The following is a 20092-nucleotide window of genomic DNA, read 5'->3' as shown; positions in this document are numbered from 1 at the left end:
CCGGGGTGTGTGCCGGGCACGCACCTAGGCTGAAACTCGTGCGCCGGTTCAGTCTGTGGCTTCGAGGGCAGCCCGTTGTCGCCGATTCGGCGCTGGCGGCCATGCTTTTGCTGCTCGAGATCGTCAGGGTGAGCGACGCACACAACAACGTCGCGTATCTGGGCGTCGGCGTGTTGCTTCCGCTTCCGTTGGTGCTGCGCCGGGTGTACCCGCGGACGATGGCGGTCGCGACGCTGGCGCTGTCGATGACGACGTCGCTGGTGGGCTTCCTGACCGAGGAAAGCGCCGACCACATCGCGCTCCTGTCACAGGGCATCATCCTTTACACCCTGGTCGCCTATGTCGGTCGGCGCGAGGGATTGTGGTTCGGGCTCGGCCTGGTGGTGGACGTCGTGCTCTCGATCGCGGCGATCGCCCGACCCGCAGGGTCCGATATCGTCTTCACGGCCATGCTCTTCGCGCTGTGCTGGACGCTCGCGGAGTTCATCGGCGCCCGGCACGCCTACGACACCGAGGTCGCGGCGCGTCTCGCGGTCGCCGACTACGACAAAGAGCGCCGCGCACACGACGCCGTCTCGGCCGAACGCACGCGCATCGCCAGGGAACTGCACGATGTGGTGGCGCACGCGGTGAGCGTGATCATCGTGCAGGCCGACGGCGCCAAGTACGCGTTGCGCCGTGACCCGGACGCGGCAGAGCAGGCGCTCACCACGATCGCCGGCGTCGGCCGCGAAGCGCTGCGGGAACTGCGCAGAACCGTTGCTCTGCTGCGCACCGAGCACGCGCCCGGCCAACTGCCGCAGCACGGTGGCGCGGGCATCGCCAAGGTCGTGGAGATGATGCGCGGCACCGGCCTGGCCGTGGAGCTCGAGCTGACCGGCGAACTGGACGACATCGCACCCGAGGTCAGTCTCGGCGTGCATCGCATCGTGCAGGAATCGCTGACCAACACGCTGCGCCACGCTGGTCCGCACCCGCAAGCGTGGGTGCGGGTGTGCCGCACCGGCTCCGATGTGCTGGTCGACGTCACCGACAGCGGCGGGCATCCGCCGCGCGAACCGGCCACCCGCTCCGAGGGCAGCGGCCTGGGGTTGGTCGGGATGCGTGAGCGTGTCGCGGTATTGGGCGGCAGCCTGGACGCGGGCCCCGGCGCCGACGGCGTCTGGCGGGTGCACGCCCGCATCCCGCTGCGGCCCGGACCGGCGGAGTGAGCTGATCCCGACCTGGATGCGTGTCATGTAAACCACTGCGCCCCAGACGGATCGGGGCCGCATGAGCAAAGGGCGGGTACCGGTCGGGTGGAATGCCGCTGGGCAGAACACCCGGTCCGCGTAAGCGCCCGCGTTACATTGGGGGCGTGCCGATCACCGTTCTCGTAGTCGATGACCAGGAACTGATGCGCGTGGGATTGAAGATGGTACTCGGCGCGCATCCGGACATCGACGTGATCGGCGAGGCGGCCAACGGTGCCGCCGCGGTCGCTCGGGCGGCGCAGCTGCGACCGGACGTCGTGTTGATGGACGTGCGGATGCCCGTGGTCGACGGCGTCGCCGCCACTACTCGCATCGTGGCGGCCGGGCACGGCAGCCGGGTGCTGGTTATGACGACCTTCGACCTCGACGAGCACGCGCTCGGTGCGTTGCGGGCGGGCGCCAGCGGATTCCTCCTGAAAGACACCCCGCCGGAGGACCTCGTCTCGGCCATCCGCAGCGTCGCCGCGGGCGACGCGGTCGTCTCACCGAAGGTGACCAAGCGCCTGCTGGACCGTCTCATCTCGGAGGATCCTGCCCGCACCCGGGACCCCGGCATACTCGAGGTGCTCACCGCCCGCGAGCGCGAGGTGCTGATGCAGATCGCAGCGGGGCGCTCCAATGCCGAGATCGCCGAGCAGTTGTACCTCTCCGAGGCCACGGTCAAGACACACGTGGGCCGGGTGCTGACCAAACTCGGTCTCCGTGACCGGGTTCAGGCGGTCGTTTTGGCCTACGAGACCGGTCTGGTGCGCCCAGGAGGGTGACCAGGGGTGGATCCGGAGAGTTCGATCGGGCGGGGCCGGGAGAAAAACGCGGGTGCCGGACGTTGACCGGGTAGATCGTCCGAAGGGATCACCATGGCTGCGTTGTTGTTCGTGCTGTACGTCGTCGTCGAAATCGCCGCGCTGGTCGCGGTCGGCCAGCTTATCGGCGTCATGCCGACGATTCTGGTCCTGATCGCCGGGTCGGCCGCGGGCATGCTGCTGGTCGGCTCGCAGGGGCGTCGGGTGTTCGAGCAGTTCCGGCGCGCCGGTCGCGGCGAAGTCGCGCCGGGCACCGCGGTGGCCGACGGCGCGCTGGTCGCGGCGGGCGGTGTGTTCATGTTCGTGCCCGGCCTGGTCACCTCCCTGTTCGGTCTGCTTCTGCTGCTGCCTGCGACGCGGTTTCTGGTGCGTCCGTTGGTCCGGGCATTCGTGGCGCGGCGCTTCGGCCGGATCGCCGCCGCCGCGCCCTATCGCGGCGTGGTCATCGACGGCGACGAAGTGATCGACGGCGTCGTAGTGCGCCAGTGGTACGACGACGGACAGGGCGGCGCCCGCCGCGCGATCGGCCCGTCCTGACCGAAACCACCGCATCGGGCGTACGGCAGACTGGTACCCCGTGAGTACCCAGTTGCTGATCGGCGGTCGTTTCTACAGCACGAGTTCACCCGACGCCACGGCCATGGCGGTTGCCGACGGGACTGTGGTCTGGCTGGGCGCCGAGCAGCCCGGACGCGCGCTGCACCCGGACGCCGAGGTCATCGACCTCGACGGCGCCTTCGTCGCGCCCGCGTTCGTCGATCCGCATGTGCACGTCACCGCGCTCGGGTTGAAATCGACCGGCCTCGACCTGTCGGGCGCCGAATCGCTCGAACACTGCTTACGGCTACTGCGCGCGTACGCCCAGGCACACCCGGACGGCGCGATCCTGGGCGACGGCTGGGACGAGACCCGCTGGCCCGATCGGCGCCCGCCCGTCGTCGACGAGATCGACGCCGCGACCGGCCCCGGTCGCCACGTGTATCTCTCTCGGGTGGACGCGCACTCCGCCGTGGCGTCCTCGGCGGTGCTCGACTCACTGCCTGAACTGCGCCGGACCGACGGATTCACCCGGGGCGAGCCGGTGCGCGCCGCGGCCCACCATCGGGTGCGCACCGCCGCGCTCGCGAGTTTATCTCGGGCGCAACGAGATCGGGCGCGCGCAGCGGCGTTGGATCACGCCGCCGCGCGGGGAATCGTCGCGGTGCACGAATGCGCCGGTCCGGAAATCGCTGGGCGCACCGACATTCGCGAACTGCTGGAATTCGACCACGGCGTGCAGGTCCGCGCCTATTGGGGCGAGGCGGTGCGCAGCGCCGAACAGGCACGCGCCCTGGTCGGGGAACTCGGCGTGCACGCCCTGGGCGGGGACCTTTTCGTAGACGGGTCCTTCGGGTCACACACCGCCTGGCTGCGTGCACCGTATGCCGACGAGCCCGGTTGCGGCCGAAGCTATCTCGACGCGGAGGCGATCGCCGAGCATGTGCGCGCCTGCACGCTGGCGGGTATCCAGACCGGATTCCACGCGATCGGTGACGCCGCGATGGACGCGTTCGTCACGGGTGTCGAGCAGGTGGTCGACGAACTCGGGGTGCCCGCTGTCGCCGCGCTCGGACACCGCGTCGAGCATGCCGAGCTGCTCGATGCCGAACATATCGAGAAACTCGCGTGCTGGGGCGTAATCGCCAGTGTGCAACCGGGATTCGACGCCGCCTGGGGTGGACCCGACGGCATGTACGCCGCCCGGCTCGGCGCCGACCGCGCCGCGACCCTGAATCCGTTCGCCGCCCTGGCCGCCGCCGGTGTCGCCCTCGCGATCGGCTCCGACGCCCCGGTCACCGCTCTCGACCCGTGGGCCGCGGTGCGGGCCGCGGCCAACCATCGCACCCCCGGCCACGGCCTGTCGCCCCGTGCCGCCTTCGCCGCGGCGACGCGCGGCGCCTGGCGCGCGGGCGGAGTTCGCGACGGCGTGGCGGGCACGCTGACACCCGGCGCTCCCGCGTCCTACGCGATCTGGGCTGCCGACGAGCTCGTCGTCGCCGCTGCCGCCGACTCGGTTCAGCGCTGGTCCACCGACCCGCGTTCGCGAGTACCGGGATTGCCCGCGCTGGAACCGGATTCACCACTGCCGACCTGCCTTCGCACAGTGCATCGGGGAGTGACGATCTATGCCGCATGACCTCATATCGCGTACATCGCGCCTGTGGCGTACGTCCGCCGAGTGGCGGTTCGAGGCCGAATGCCGGACGGTAGCGGGGTGATGGTGCGTGCGCGAGTAGCGGAATGGGCGCGGTCGGCGGTGGCGGCGGTGCGCAGGCGTCCGGTGCCGGCGCGCTCGGGGGCGGCGATCCTCGCCGGACTGCTGCTGTTCGGCAGCTTTCCGCCTCGGCCGTGGTGGTTTCTCGCACCGCTCGGCATCGCGGTGCTCACGCTCGTCGTCCGAAGCGCGGGGCGGTTGCGCGCGGGCTTCGGTTACGGATTGCTGGCCGGTCTGGCGTTCTTCGTCCCGTTGCTGCCGTGGACCGGCATCTATGTCGGGCCGCTGCCGTGGCTCGCGCTGTCCACCGCCTGCGCGGTCTATGTCGGCGTGTTCGGTCTGCTCGCCCGGCTCGTCGGTACGCTGCCCGGCTGGCCGCTGTGGGTGGCGCTGGCCTGGGTGAGCACCGAGTGGGGCCGATCCAGCTTTCCCTTCGGCGGATTTCCCTGGGGCCGTTTGGCATTCGGCCAGGCCGACGGCTGGTTCCTGTCCTTGGCGGCGGTCGGCGGCGCACCGCTGGTCGGATTCGCGGTGGCGCTCACCGGAACCGGTGCCGCGGCACTGGCATCGCTGCTGTGGTCGAGGCGTGCGCGCGGGACGGGCGTCGTATCGGCCCCCGACCTCGCGTCCAGGAGGTCCGGCGCGATCGCGGCCACCGCGACCAAGCTCGGGTACGCCGCCGCGGTTTTCGCCGTGGCCGTCCTGCCCGTCGCCGGATTGCTGCTGCGCACTGTGTTGGCCGGCTCGGATTCGGGCAGCCGAACGGTCACGGTCGCCGCGATCCAAGGCAGCGTGCCGCGGCTCGGACTGGATTTCAACGCACAACGGCGCGCCGTGCTGGACAACCACGTGCGGCGCACCGAGGAATTGGCCGCGGACGTTGCCGCGGGCCGCGTACCGCGCCCCGATGTGGTGATCTGGCCGGAGAACTCCTCGGACATCGACCCGCTGCGCAACGCCGACGCCGCCGCGCTGATCACCGCGGCCTCCGAGCGGATCGGCGCACCAATCCTGGTCGGCGCCGTGCTGGTCAACCCGGATCGGACCACCACCAACTCGGTGATGGTGTGGAACGGCGCGGCCGGCCCGGGGGAGCGGCATGACAAGAAGATCATCCAGCCGTTCGGGGAGTATCTTCCGATGCGCAGCTTCTTCCGTCTGTTCTCCGAATATGCTGATCGGGCAGGATATTTCGTTCCGGGCCACGGCAACGGTGTGGTACGGGCCGCCGGGATCGACATCGGCGTCGCCACCTGCTACGAGGTAGCCTTCGACAGGTCGTTCGAAGACGCGATGCGCGCGGGTGCCGAATTGCTCACCGTGCCGACCAACAACGCTACCTTCGGCGACAGCGAAATGACCTATCAGCAGCTGGCCATGTCCCGCATTCGTGCCGTCGAGCACGGAAGGGCATTGGTCGTCGCGGCCACCTCGGGCGTGAGCGCGATTATCGCCGCCGATGGCAGCGTGCGACAGGAAACGGCGCTGTTCGTGCCCGCCGCGTTGGTCGCGCAGCTTCCGCTGCGTACCGACGACACGCTTGCCACGCGAATAGGCCCGGCACCGGAGCGAGTTTTCGTTATCCTGACCGCTGCCGCTGTACTGGCCGCGATCGTCCGGCGGCGATCCACACGCGACGGCGATACGACCGACAGCCCTGTCGTCCCCGATCGAACCGCAGTCCACCCGAACGAGCAATAACCGAACACTCAGTATGTTCTTGCCCCACAACTTCCCCGAAGTTACGCGGCAATGTTGCGTTGCGCAGAGTTAGCCCGATAACTGCTTCGAACGTCGGAGTAGCATCGGACGGTCTGGTCAGGTTCCGTTTCCTTTTGGCGCGATCTGGTCGAGCCGCAATGTTTGCGAAAATGTAACCAACCAAAGTGGCCTTCTGCCAAGGGCGTTGGATGTGAAACAAATCCAAAACGCCGGCAATCCGGCTGATGTGATGCTCCGAATCATAGGGCGTGGATTACGTCCCGGCTGGCGCGCGTGCGCTTGCTGTGATGGTGCTCGGGGAGTTGCGTCAACAGCGGCAGAACGGAGTGATTGATGAGTTCATTGGCCACGGATCGCGTCGACCAATGTTCATCCGGCGAGTTTTCGGCACAACCGTTTGCTCTGTCACCCGCACAGACGGCCCTCTGGTACGCGCAGCGCATCCGCCCCGACGTACCGCTGACGATTTCGCAGTACGTCGAGATCCACGGTGATCTGGATGAGGGGCGCTTGCTGTACGCGATCGAACGGTTCGGCGCCGAAACCCAGGTCGGCCAGGTTCGCCTGGTCGAGATCGATGGCAGTCCAGGTCAGCTCGTCGATCCGGTACACCGGCCCGGTTGGGCCCGCATCGACCTGCGCTCGGAGGCCGATCCGCACGCGGCGGCGCTGCGCTGGATGCACGAGCACACGAACTCGCCGATGGATCTGGAGCGCGACCCGCTGACCTCGAACGCGGTGCTGCGGATCGGGGAGTCCGACTACATCTGGTACTCCTGCGCGCACCACATCATCATCGATGGCTACGGCGCGATGAACGCGCTCACCCGAACGGCGGAGATTTACACCGCGCTGGCGAACCAGACCGAGCCGGTTGCCTCCCGAGCGAACACGCTGGCCGAGATCTATGCGGATGAGGCGCGCTACCACGGTTCCAGCCGATGCCATAACGATCGCGAGTACTGGCTCGAGCAGTTGGCGGGCACCGGCGAGCCGGTGACCCTGGGCGGCGCCCGGCTGACCGCCGCCACGCACGACGCCGGTCGCCGACTGGCCACCGCCATGCTGGACGACGAGTGCCATGCCGCACTCGACGTAGCGACCACGTCGGGCGACACGACCGATGCCGCGATGTTCGTGGCGGCGCTGGCGGCCTATGTGCGATCGGTCACAGGCAACCACGACGTGGTCTTGAGTTTGCCGGTCTCGGCGCGCACCACGGTGTCGCTGCGCCGATCGGCAGGCGTGGTGTCCAACGTCGTGCCGATCCGGTTGCGGATAGACGACTCGACCACGGTCGCCGAGCTGGTGAAAGCGGCCGAGCTGCAGATCACCGGTGCCCTGCGCCATCAGCGCTACCGCCACGACGACATCCGGCGCGACAGCGGCTACTCCCGCGACGCGCGCGGATTCTTCGGGCCGATGATCAACATCATGCTCTTCCACAACGAGCTGCGATTCGGTGGTCTGGTCGGCTCGATACACGTGCTGGCCACCGGCCCGGTCGAGGATCTGTCGGTCAATATCTACAACGGGGCGGGCGATCGCATCCGCGTCGATTTCGAAGCCAATCCCCGGCTCTACGGTGCGGCCGAGGTCAGCGTGCATCATGCGCGCTACCTGGACTTCCTCGGCCGGTTCCTGCAGGCCGATCCGCAGACCCGCGCCGAATCGCTCGTCGCGATCACCGAGGTGGAACGGGAACAGGTCCTGTGGGCGTGGAACGCCACCGAGATGCCCACGCAGGACGGCACGCTCGCGAGCCTGTTCGATGAACGCGTCGCGACCGACCCGGATGCGATCGCGCTCGAATTCGGTGCCGAGGCGCTGACCTACGCCGAACTGGACGCGCGCGCCAACCGTCTGGCCCGGCTGTTGATCGCGGGGGGCGCCGGACCTGATACGACGGTCGCTCTGTGTGTGCGTCGCAGCCTCGAGCTGGTCATCGGCATGTACGCGATCGTCAAGGCAGGCGCCGCCTACCTGCCGCTGGACCCCGAGCATCCGGCCGAGCGGCTGGGGCAGATCCTGCGCCACGCCGAACCGCTGTGCCTGCTCACCGCGGCCCGCGACGAACTGGACCTGCCGGATGTCGCAGCACGAATGGACATCGACACGGTGCCGGTTTCCGGTTTCGCCGACGCGCCGGTCACCGACGCCGACCGCCGCGGCGAACTGCGCCCCGACCATCTCGCGTACGTGATCTTCACCTCCGGCTCGACCGGAAAACCCAAGGGCGTCGGCGTAACTCACGCCGCGATCGTCAACCGCCTGCGCTGGATGCAGCACGAGTACCCGCTCGACCGATCCGACGCGGTGCTGCAGAAGACGCCCGCGACCTTCGATGTCTCGGTGTGGGAGTTCTTCTGGCCCTTGCAGATCGGCGCGCGCCTGGTCGTCGCCGCACCCGACGGACACCGGGACCCGGCCTATCTGGCCCACGTGATCGCGGAAAGGGGCATCACCACAGCGCATTTCGTGCCGTCGATGCTTTCGGTGTTCGTCACCGAGGCCGACCTGAGCGGCTGCACGGGCCTTCGGCTGGTGTTCTGCAGCGGCGAGGCGCTACCCGCCGCCACCGTCCGGGAATGCTATGCGGAGCTGCCCGGCTGCGAGCTGCACAACCTGTACGGGCCCACCGAGGCTGCCGTGGATGTCACCTATTGGCCCTGCCCATCGGACGCGAGCGGCGTTCCGATCGGCTCGCCGGTGTGGAACACCCAGACCTATGTGCTGGATTCGCGGCTGCAGCCGGTTGCGCCAGGTGCGGTCGGCGAACTCTACCTCGCCGGTGTTCAATTGGCCCGCGGCTACCTGAGACAGCCGCGGTTGACCGCGGACCGGTTCGTGGCGAACCCGTTCACCGCTGGTACCCGGATGTATCGCACCGGCGACCTGGCGCGCTGGCAGGTCGGCCGCTCCGGCGCGGAGCCGGGCGTGCTGGAATATCTGGGCCGCAGCGATTTCCAGGTCAAGATCCGCGGTCTGCGCATCGAACTCGGGGAGATCGAGGCCGCGCTGCTCGACAGCCCGGGGGTGGCTCGCGCGGTGTGCGTGGCGCGTACCGGACGGACCGGAGACGAGCTGGTCGCCTACGTGGTCGCGGCCAAGCACGCGGACGGCGACGTCCGATTGGACACCGCCGCGCTGCTGACCGGCTTGCGGCGTACGTTGCCGGGGTACATGGTGCCCTCCGCGCTGATGCAGCTCGATGAGCTGCCGCTGAACGCCAACGGCAAGATCGATCGCAAAGCGTTGCCGACGCCGGCGACCGGTGTCCGTCCGATCCGGCCGGTGGCCGAGCCGCGCACCGAGGTGGAGCGGGTGCTCGCGGGCATCTTCGCGGAGGTCTTGGACACCGAGATCGGCGTCGAGGACAGCTTTTTCGAGATGGGCGGCAATTCGCTCATCGCCGCGCGGGCGGTGGCCAGGATCAACGCCGCGCTCGGCACCGCACTGAGCATTCGCGATCTGTTCGAGGCGTCGAGCATCTCGGGACTCACCCAGCGTTTCGCCATGCAGACCGCCGACACGTCCTCGCCCCGGTTGACGCCCACCGAGCGGCCCGACCGGATCCCGCTGTCACAGGCGCAGCAGCGGTTGTGGATCCTCAACCGGTTCGCCGAGCACGCCGCCGCGTACAACATGCCGCTGGCCGTGGAGGTCGACGGACCGCTGGACGTGGCGGCGCTGCGCGCGGGTCTGGTCGACGTCATCGAACGGCACGAAAGCCTGCGCACCACCTTTCCGGAGTCCCCGGAGGGGCCCTATCAGCTGATCCACCCGGCCGAGGCGATTCCGCTGATGCTGGATCCGATCGAGGCGATCGGCGCCGACGTGGCCGCGCTCGCCACCGAGTACGCCGGTTACGGATTCGACCTGCGCAGTCAGGCCCCGATCCGGGTCGCGCTGTATCGCACCGGACCCCAGCAGCACGTGTTTCTCATTGTGCTGCATCACATCTGTGGCGACGGCTGGTCCATCGCGCCTTTGGCCCGGGACCTGATGACCGCGGTGACCGCGCGCGCCAACGGTGTCGCGCCGCAGTGGACGAATCTGCCGGTGCAGTACGCCGACTTCGCGCTCTGGCAGCGTGAACTGCTCGGCGAGGAGTCCGATCCGGCCAGTGCGCTCAGTCGTCAGCTGGCGCATTGGCGCTCAGCGCTGACCGGACTGCCCGACCAGCTCGACCTCCCGCTCGACCGCCCGCGCCCGCTGCGCCGGTCTACCACGGGCGGCCGGGTGGAGTTCCACATTCCGTCCGAGATACGCCGTGCCGCAGTGGAATTGGCGGCCAGCAGGGGCGTGAGCATGTTCATGGTGCTGCACGCCGCGCTGGCCGCGTTGCTGTCGCGGCTGTGCGCGAGCGCGGACATCGCGATCGGCACGCCCATCGCGGGCCGTTCGGACCCGGCGCTGGACGATCTGGTCGGCATGTTCGTCAATACGCTCGTGCTGCGCACCGAGGTCGACCCGGCCGCGGGCTTCGACCGGATGCTCGACGTGGTCCGCGAGGCCGACCTCAACGCATTCGCCAACGCCGACGTGCCGTTCGAGCGGCTGGTCGAGGTGGTCAACCCGGAGCGCTCCCCGTCCCGCCACCCGCTGTTCCAGGTGATGCTGTCCTACGATCACGCCCCGGATCTGCACATCGACCTGCCCGGCGTGCGTGCGAAGGTGCTGCCGATCGCCACGGACATCGCGAAGTTCGACTTACAGCTGGTCGTACACGACGACACCGGCGATGGCCCACTCTATGCCGAATTCGGTTATGCCACAGATGTTTTCGATCATAGCACCGTGCGCGCTATGGCGCGCCGGCTGGTCGCCGTGCTGAGCGGGGGCGTGGCCGCGCCCGAACTTCCGGTGGGTGACCTGCCCATCCTGGATCGCAAGGAAACCGAGAACCTGGTGCCCCTCGGGGGCGCGCCGGCCGAATCGCCGATCACCCTGGCCACGTTGCTCACCGGCACCGCCATGCGGCTGCCGGACGCGGTCGCGGTGCGCTACCTGGGCGCCGACACCAGCTACCGGGAACTCGACGAGCGGTCGAACGTCCTGGCACGCGTCCTCATCGACCACGGCGCGGGTCCCGAGACGGCGGTCGCGATCGCGCTACCACGCGGCCTGGACGCGATCACCGCGGTCTGGGCCGTCGCCAAGACCGGCGCGGCCTATCTGCCGATCGACCCGAGCTACCCCGGCGAGCGGATCGCGCACATGATCGGGGACTCCGGTGCCCTGGTCGGTCTGACCGACTCCGCGAGCCTGGCTGCCATGCCGGCCTTTCCGGTGCCGCGGGGCAAGCACCGCAAGTCTTCGGTCGACTGGCTGGTGCTCGGCTCGGACGAACTGGCGGCCGAATCAGCCGGCTGTCCAACGGGTCCGATCACCGACGCCGAGCGGCTGCGGCCGATGCGGGTGAGCCAACCGGCCTACCTCATCTACACCTCCGGCTCCACCGGCACACCCAAGGCGGTCGTCGTCACGCACGCGGGCATCGCCTCGCTCGCCGCCGAGCAAACCTACCTGTTCGGCGTCTCCGATGCGGCACGCACGCTGCACTTCTCCTCGCCCAGCTTCGACGCGTCGGTGCTGGAGATGCTGCTCGGCTTCGCTGCGGGCGCCACCATGGTGATCGCCCCGGCGGGCATGTACGGCGGCGCCGAACTGGCCACGCTGCTGCGCGCCGAGCGGGTGACCCATGCGTTCGTCACACCGGCCGCGCTGGCCACCGTGCCGAACGAAGGGCTCGAGGAGCTCGAGGCGGTCATCGTCGGCGGTGACGCCTGCTCCGAGGAGCTGGTCGAGACCTGGACCGCCGGGCATCGCATGCACAACATGTACGGTCCGTCGGAGGTCACCGTCGCCGCGACCGCGTCCGGGCCGATGCTGCCGGACCGTCCGGTGCCGCTCGGTATGCCGGTGCGCGGTATGCGGCTGTTCGTGCTGGACGACCGCTTGCACCCGGTGCCGCCGGGCACACCGGGCGAACTGTACGTATCGGGCCCCGGCGTGGCCCGCGGTTACTTCGGTCGTTTCGGTCTGACCGCGCAACGGTTCGTGGCCAACCCGCACGGCAGGCGCGGCGAGCGGATGTACCGCACCGGTGACCTGGTGGTGCTGGAAGGCCCGGGGCAGCTGCGGTTCCTCGGACGCGCCGACGACCAGATCAAGATCCGTGGTTTCCGCATCGAACTGCGCGAGATCGACCACGTGCTGCGGATGCACCCCGGCGTCCGCTTCGCGCTGACGGTGGTGCACACCGACGCGCACGGCCAGGTACGGCTCGCGTCCTACGTCACAGCCGACCGACCGGTCGAGCCGAGGGCGGTGCTGGAGACCGCGCGCCAGCGGCTGCCCGGCTACATGGTGCCCGTATCGATCGCCGTGCTGGACGACGTTCCGGTCACTCCAGCGGGCAAGCTGGACCGGAAGGCGTTGCCGGAGCCGGTGTTCGCGGCTGCCGGCAGCTCCCGCGCGCCGAGCACCGGGCTGGAATCGCAGATCGCCGGCGTGTTCGGCGACATCCTCGGCCGCCCGGTCACCGGCGCCGAGGACAGCTTCTTCGATCTCGGCGGCAACTCGCTGCTGGCCACCCGGCTTGCCGCCGCGGTGCACGCGAGGTTCGGCGTGGAACTGCCGGTGCGCTCGATCTTCGAGATGCCCACTGTCGCCGGAGTCGCCGAGCAGCTGGCCGCGGCGCCCCGGACGCAGCGGCCGCCGCTGGCGGTGCAGACGCCGCGTCCGGGACGTATCCCATTGTCGCTGCCCCAGCAGCGGCTGTGGTTCCTCAACAGGTATGCGCCCGAATCGAGCGCATACAACATCGCTTTCGTGATCCGCATCGCCGGTGAGCTGGACGTGCCTGCCCTGCGCGCCGCGCTCGCCGACCTGGTGCAGCGACACGAAGTGCTGCGCACCGTATTCCCGGAAGACGCCGATGGCGCCCAGCAGGTCGTGCTGCCGGTCGAGCGAGCGGTGCCGGAGGTGGTGGCTCGCGATATCGACGACTCCGGGGCCAAGGCCGCGCTGGAATCCTTGGCGCACACCGGTTTCGATCTCACCAGGCAGACGCCTGTGCGGCTGTCGCTGCTGCGCACCTCGCCCGAGCGTTATCTGCTCGGCATCGTGCTACACCACATCGCCGCCGACGGGTGGTCGCTCGGCCCGCTGACCAGGGATCTGGCGACCGCGTATGCCGCACGGCACGAAGGCGATTCGTTGTCGTGGGCTCCGCTGCCCGTGCAGTACGCCGATTTCGGGCTCTGGCAGCGCGCCTGCCTGGGCGACGAGGACGATCCGGCCAGCGTGGCCGGCACCCAGCTGGAGTACTGGCGGGCCGCGCTGGCGGATATTCCGGACCGGCTGCCGCTGCCCTACGACCGGCCGCACCCGGTGGAGCCGACCCAGCAGGCCGGTACGGTGCGTTTCACGGTGCCCGAGCTGGTGCAGCAGAAACTCTCCACTATCGCGCGCGATCAGGGCGTGAGCAAGTTCATGGTGCTGCGTTCGGCCTTCGCGGTGTTGCTACGGTGCGTCACCGGCGGCCGTGACATCGTGATCGGCACCCCGGTGGCGGGCCGAACCGACACCAAACTCGACGAGGTGGTCGGCATGTTCGTGAACACGTTGGTGCTGCGCTCCGACGTGGACCCGGACCACGCTTTCGCCGACCTGCTGCGCGCCGACCGCGACATCGAGCTGGCCGCGATGGCACACGCCGACATCCCGTTCGAGCGCATCGTGGAGGAACTCGGCGGGGACTCCCGCTCGACGGGCCGTCCCCCGCTGTTCCAGGTGGCGCTGAGCGTGCAGGACGGTCCGCTGCCGACGCTCGAGCTACCCGGCCTCGCGCTGCGTGCCGAGCCCCTGGATATCGCGCTGGCGAAATTCGACCTGGAGCTGCGCGTCGCGAACCTCGGTCTCGACGCCGCGGTGGCAGGGGATTCAGGCGGCGCTTTCGAATTCGTCGCCTTCGAATTCAACTACGCCGCAGAACTTTTCGACGCGTCGACGATCGAGGCGCTGGCCGACCGATTCCTACGTGTACTCGCCGCGGTCGCGGCCGACCCGCGCGTGCTGGTGCGCGACATCGATGCGCGCACCGATCACGAGCGCCGCACGTTGGCCCCCGCCAAGGGCGGACCTGCCGCCCCGCCGAGCACACTGGCCGCCTATTTCGCGGCCACCGCGCAGCGGCATCCGCACAACACCGCAGTCTGCTTCGGCACGACATCGCTGACCTATGCCGAGATCGACCGGCACTCGAATCGATTGGCGCGCGCGCTGATCGCCCGCGGGCTCGGTCCGGGCGGCCGGGTGGCGCTCGGGCTCATCCGCTCGATCGATTCGGTCGTGGCGATGCTGGCCGCCGCGAAGTCCGGCGCGGCGTTCGTGCCGGTCGACCCCAAGTATCCCGCCGACCGCATCCAGCACATGCTCGCCGACTCGGGCTGCGCCATCGGGGTCACGGCCGGCGCGCATGTGGAGCAACTGCGCGCCGGCGCCCCGGCGGGGCGCGACATCGAGTGGCTGCTGCTGGACCGCCCCGAGTTCATCGCCGAGCTGGCCGGCCACGACGACGCGCCGATCGACGATCGCGAGCGCTCGCGCGCCATCCAGATCGGTGATCTCGCCTACGTGGTCTACACATCCGGGTCCACCGGAACACCCAAAGGTGTCGCGGTGACCCACGGTGGCCTGTCCAACCTGGCCGACGAGATCCGCGACCGCATCGGTGTCGACGAGAAGTCCCGCACACTGCATTTCGCGACGCCCAGCTTCGACGCGGCGGTCCTGGATCTGCTGATCGCGCTGGGTGCGGGTGCGGCGATGGTGATCTGCCCGACGGATATCTACGGCGGCGACGAACTGGCCGCCCTGCTGGAACGCGAGCGGGTCAGCCACGGCTTCATGACGCCCGCGGCGCTGGCCACCATCGACCACGAACGCTGGCCGCTGCCGCACGTGCGCGCGCTCATGGTCGGTGGTGAGGCGCTGGCGCCGGATCTGGTGGGGCGCTGGGCGCCGGGACGGTTGATGTGCGACGTCTACGGTCCGACCGAGACCACGGTCGTCATCACGATCTCCGGCCCGATGCGCAGCGGCCGGCCGATCACCATCGGTAGCCTGGTGCGCGGCGCCAGGGGGTTGGTGCTCGACGAGCGGTTGCGCCCGGTGCCGGTCGGCGTTCCTGGTGAGCTGTACCTCGCCGGACACGGGTTGGCCCGTGGCTATCTCGATCGATTCGGGCTCACCGCAGCGCGGTTCGTGGCCGACCCGTACGGCCCGCCGGGCGCCAGGATGTACCGAACCGGTGATGTGGTGCGGTGGAACGCCGCGGGTGAGGTGGTCTACCTCGGCCGCAGCGACCACCAGGTGAAACTGCGCGGTTTCCGCATCGAGCTCGGCGAGATCACCGCCGCCCTCGGTGACCATCCGTCAGTGCGGTTCGCGCACACCGAGGTACGCCGTGTCGCGGGCGCCGATCGGATCGTCTCCTACGTCCAGCCCGCCGCCCGTGGAGCGAGGATGGACGTCGAGGCGGTCCGTGCATTCGTCGCTCGTCGCCTGCCCGCGCACATGGTGCCCGCGAGCATCACCGTGCTGGACTCCATCCCGTTGACCCCGGTCGGCAAGCTGGACACCAACGCGCTGCCGCAGCCGCAGTTCATCGCGGATCAGGCCGGACGCCTACCCGGGACCGCGTCGGAGCGATTGGTCGCCGAGGTGATGGGTGAGCTGGTCGGCGCGGACGGCGTGGGTGCCGAGGACAGCTTCTTCGACATCGGCGGAAACTCCTTGCTGGCAACGCAGCTCGTCGCGCGGCTGGCCGTCGCGACGAATATGCGGCTCGCCGTGCGCACCGTGTTCGCCACGCCGACGGTCGCCGCTCTCGCCGAGCTGCTGGATGCGGGAGCCCACTGCGACGACGGACGTCCCGCACTGGTGCGCCGCAGCCGTCCGGGGCGGATCCCGCTCTCGGCCGCGCAGCGGCGGCTGTGGTTCCTCAACCGGTTCAACGCGGTCGGCGCCGCGGCCTCGGACCGCTCGGCGGGCGCGTACAACATCCCGCTCGTGCTGCGGATGACCGGCCGCCTGAATGTCGATGCACTCATCTCCGCGTTGCACGCGGTGCAAGCGAGGCACGAAACGCTGCGCACGGTGTTCCCGGAGACCGACGGCGCGCCCGTCCAGGTGGTTCTGGAACCGGACGAGGCGGCGATGGCGCTGTCCCGCGCGACGGTGCCGGCCGACGAGGTGGAGGCCGCCGTACGTCGTTTCGCCGCACCGGGATTCGACCTCGCTACCACCGTCCCGATTCGCGCGCAGCTGATCTCGGTGTCGACCGGCGTCGCCGGGCTCACCGAGGAGCACGTCCTGGTGCTGGTCGTGCATCACATCGCGATGGACGGCTGGTCACTGGAACCGATGGCCGCCGATGTCGCCGTCGCGTACCGCGCGGCGTGTGCGGGCGTCACGCCCGACTGGGCCGAGCCCGAGGTCCAGTACGCCGATTACACCCTGTGGCAGCAGGACGTGCTCGGTACCGAGGACGACCCGGACTCGCTGGTGAGCAGGCAACTCGACTACTGGCGCCGCACCTTGGACGGCATCCCCGAGTTGCTGACCGTGCCGGCCGACCGCCCGCGCCCGCCCACACCCTCCTATCGGGGTGGCACCGTGGAATGCGCGGTGGACCCGGTCACCCACCGCGAACTGCAGATGATCGCGGGCAGCAACAATGCCAGCCTGTTCATGGTGCTGCACGCCGCGCTCGCGGTCCTGCTGCACCGCATGACCGCCGGCGACGACATCACGATCGGCTCGCCGGTCGCCGGCCGTGGCGATCCTGCCTTGGACCGGATGGTCGGCATGTTCGTCAACACGCTGGTGCTGCGCACAGCCATCGACCCGAGCGCGCGGTTCACCGATCTGCTGCACACCGTGCGCGAAACCGACCTGGACGCCTTCGCCCACGCCGACCTGCCCTTCGAGCGTCTCGTGGAGGTACTCAACCCGGCCAGATCCCAGGCCCACCATCCGATGTTCCAGGTGATGCTGTCGGTCCGCAACGAGCCGGTCGGTGGGCTCGACCTGCCGCGGCTGCACATCGAGCCGACCGATCTCGACACCGGAGTCGCCAAGTTCGACTTGCAGTTCACGCTGACCGAAGCGCACACCGCACACCGCGATCCGGCCGGCATCACCGTCGCGGTGAACTATGCGACGGATCTGTTCGACGAGTCGACCGCGCAGCGGCTCGGCATACGACTGGCCCGGCTGCTGGCGGCCGTCGCCGCCAACCCGACCACCGCGGTCGGCGATCTGGAACTGCTCGATCCCGTCGAATGGTCGGGACTCGCGCCGGTGCGCGGTGCCAAGCCGGACCGCCCGGTGACCTTTCCCGAGGTGTTCGAGCACGCGGCGAACGTCGACCGCGCCGCGGTCGCCCTGGTCGCCGAGGGCGTCGAGGTCACCTACGACGCGCTGGATCGCTGGACCAACCGGCTGGCGCGGGTGCTGCTGCGGCGTGGCGTAGGCCCGGAAACGCTGGTGGCACTGGGCATTCCGCGGTCGGTCCAGTCGGTGGCGACGGTGCTCGCGGTCGCCAAGGCCGGCGCGGCGTTCGTGCCGGTCGATCCGCTGTACCCGCACCAGCGCATCGCGCACATGCTGTCGGATTCCGGTGCGGCGCTGGGCATCACACTGTCGGGCTATCACGACCAACTGCCCGATGGAATGGAATGGATCGTGCTGGACGATCCGGCGTTCCGTGAATTGATACTCGACGCGCCGGATGCCCCCATCGCCGATGCCGAACGCCCCGCGCCACTGCGGATCGACAACCCCGCGTACGTGGTCTACACCTCCGGTTCGACCGGCACGCCGAAGGGGGTCGTGGTCACCCACGGCGGGTTGTCCAACTTCGCTGCCGAGACCGCGCAGCGGTTCGATGTCGAGCCGGGATGCCGCGCGCTGCACTTCGCCACCCCGAGCTTCGACGCCGCGATGCTCGATCTCCTGCTGGCCCTCGGCGGCGCGGCGACCCTGGTGATCACGCCCGCGGGGGTGGTCGGCGGGGCGGACCTGCGGCGGGTGTTCATCCAGGAGCGGATTACGCACGCGTTCATCACCACCTCGGCCCTCGGTACGGTCGACCCCGCCGGAGTCACCGAGTTGCAGCACGTGCTGGTCGGCGGGGAGGCGTTGCCGCCGGACCTGGTGACCAGGTGGGCGCCCGGCCGCAACCTGTACAACGTGTACGGGCCCACCGAGACCACGATCGTCACGGTGATCTCGCAGCCGATGCGGCCGGGTGGGCCGATCACCATCGGCGGACCGATCCGCGGCGTCAACGCGACCATCCTGGACGCACGCCTGCATCCCGCGCCCATCGGCGTCACCGGTGAACTGCATCTCGCCGGAGACGCGTTGGCGCGCGGTTACCTGAACCGGCCCGGCCTGACCGCACAGCGTTTCGTCGCGAATCCGTTCGGGAAGCCGGGGGAGCGGATGTACCGCACCGGCGACCTGGTGCGGTGGTGGACCGGATCGGGGAACGACCATTCTGCGCCGGAATCGGCGCAGGAGATCGAGTATGTCGGCCGTACCGACCACCAGGTGAAGATCCGCGGCTTCCGCATCGAACTCGGCGAGATCGATGCCGCGCTCGCACGCCACGGCGCGGTGGCCTTCGCCACCACCATCGGGCACCGCACCCCAGCAGGCGCGACGGCGCTGGTGTCGTATGTGAAGCCGCGGGACGGGAGCACGCTCACCGCGACCGAGCTGACCGAGCACCTGGCCCGACTGGTGCCGAACTACATGGTCCCCCAGTCGATCATGCTGCTCGACGAGGTGCCGCTGAGCCCCGTGGGCAAGCTCGATCGTGCCAAGCTGCCCGAGCCGGTGTTCAGCGCCACCAAGGGTTACCGCGCGCCGGCCACCCCGACGGAGGCGGCCCTCTGCGCGGCATTCGCCGAGGCCCTCGGCGTGGCGTCGGTCGGCGTGGACGATGGGTTCTTCGAACTCGGCGGTAACTCGCTGCTGGCCACGAAAGTCGTCGCACACGTTCGGGAAAGGGGCATCGACCTGCCGGTGCAAGTGATGTTCGGCGACGCGACCCCCGTGGCCATCGCCGCACGCCTGGATCGCGCGGACGCGACTTCGGGCGCTGCGGTCGCCTCGGTACTGGAGCCGGTGCTGCCGATCCGGCCGAGCACGCAGCCGGGCCGAGCGCCGCTGTTCTGCGTCCACCCGGCGATCGGATTGGCCTGGTGCTACTCGGGGCTGCTCGCCCATCTCGCGCCGGATCGCCCGGTCTACGGGTTGCAGGCTCCGCACGTCGCAGGTCAGCCGGGGTACGGATCGATCGCCGAGGCCGCGAGTCACTACGTGCACGAGATCAAGGCGATCCAGCCCGAGGGGCCCTACCATCTGCTCGGCTGGTCGCTCGGCGGCCTCATTGCGCATGAGATGGCGGTGCAGCTGCAGGCGGCCGGTGACGAGGTCGCGTTCCTGTCGATGATGGACAGCTACCAGCTGTCGCAGGAGTTGCTCGAGCACGCGACGCCGAGTATCTCGGAGATCGTCGGCGAGCTCGGCAGCGACGAGCTCGGCGCGGAGATCGACCCCGCGATGACCCTGCGTGACGCGGCCGAACTGCTGCGCGCGCGCTCCGGACCGTTCGCGGCGCTGACCGTCGAGCATCTGGAGCGGCTCTACACCGGATACCACAGCGGTGCGCTGCTCGCGCACGGCTTCCAGCCCGGTGTCTTCGACGGCGACCTGGTGTTCTTCACCGCGGGCGACGACGAGATCAACCGGTCCGACCCGGATCGCCGGGCCGGAGCCTGGCAGCCGCACGTGACCGGCGCCGTCCACGATCACGAGCTGCGCTGCCGGCACTCCGCGATGACCACGCCGGAAGCGCTGGCGGTGATCGGGCCGGTGTTGCGAGCGTGCCTGGACCCGAAGGAGACGCATCCGTGAGCCTGCTGGCGAGCGAACCATCAGCACACCGCGGCGCCCGCACGGCGTCGAGCACCGGCGAG

The 20092-nt window shown here is 69.5% G+C and carries 6 protein-coding genes; all 6 read left to right on the top strand.

What is annotated here, in order from left to right; all coding sequences use genetic code 11:
• Positions 1 to 38: 38 nt before the first annotated feature.
• Positions 39 to 1211: a sensor histidine kinase gene (locus tag ACT86A_RS13920; protein ID WP_445092515.1), complete on the top strand. Its 1173-nt coding sequence runs from the start codon at positions 39 to 41 to the stop codon at positions 1209 to 1211.
• A 146-nt stretch (positions 1212 to 1357) separates the two neighbouring features.
• The gene (locus tag ACT86A_RS13915) at positions 1358 to 2017 is read left to right on the top strand and encodes a response regulator (RefSeq protein ID WP_445092514.1); all 660 of its coding nucleotides are present in this window, start codon (positions 1358 to 1360) and stop codon (positions 2015 to 2017) included.
• Between the two features lie 93 nt (positions 2018 to 2110).
• Positions 2111 to 2593 (top strand): FxsA family protein, encoded by a 483-nt coding sequence (locus ACT86A_RS13910; RefSeq protein ID WP_445092513.1) that lies wholly within the window; start codon positions 2111 to 2113, stop codon positions 2591 to 2593.
• A gap of 40 nt (positions 2594 to 2633) precedes the next feature.
• On the top strand, positions 2634 to 4232 hold the full coding sequence (locus ACT86A_RS13905; protein ID WP_445092512.1) for an amidohydrolase: 1599 nt from the start codon (positions 2634 to 2636) through the stop codon (positions 4230 to 4232).
• Between the two features lie 81 nt (positions 4233 to 4313).
• Positions 4314 to 6011 carry an apolipoprotein N-acyltransferase gene (gene lnt, locus ACT86A_RS13900; protein ID WP_445092578.1) on the top strand — a complete coding sequence of 566 codons (1698 nt, stop codon included), beginning with the start codon at positions 4314 to 4316 and terminating at the stop codon, positions 6009 to 6011.
• A gap of 354 nt (positions 6012 to 6365) precedes the next feature.
• A complete protein-coding gene (locus ACT86A_RS13895; RefSeq protein ID WP_445092511.1) occupies positions 6366 to 20030 on the top strand; it encodes a non-ribosomal peptide synthetase in 13665 nt (4554 codons plus the stop codon).
• Positions 20031 to 20092: the final 62 nt, after the last annotated feature.

Source organism: Nocardia glycosmidis (genome assembly GCF_052545115.1).
This window is presented reverse-complemented; position numbering and strand designations above follow the sequence as displayed.

Bases quoted from the DNA above. Each gene is read 5' to 3' on its own strand.
- ACT86A_RS13910 (WP_445092513.1), top strand. From the start codon at position 2,111: ATGGCTGCGTTGTTGTTCGTGCTGTACGTCGTCGTCGAAATCGCCGCG.
- lnt (WP_445092578.1), top strand. From the start codon at position 4,314: ATGGTGCGTGCGCGAGTAGCGGAATGGGCGCGGTCGGCGGTGGCGGCG.
- ACT86A_RS13895 (WP_445092511.1), top strand. From the start codon at position 6,366: ATGAGTTCATTGGCCACGGATCGCGTCGACCAATGTTCATCCGGCGAG.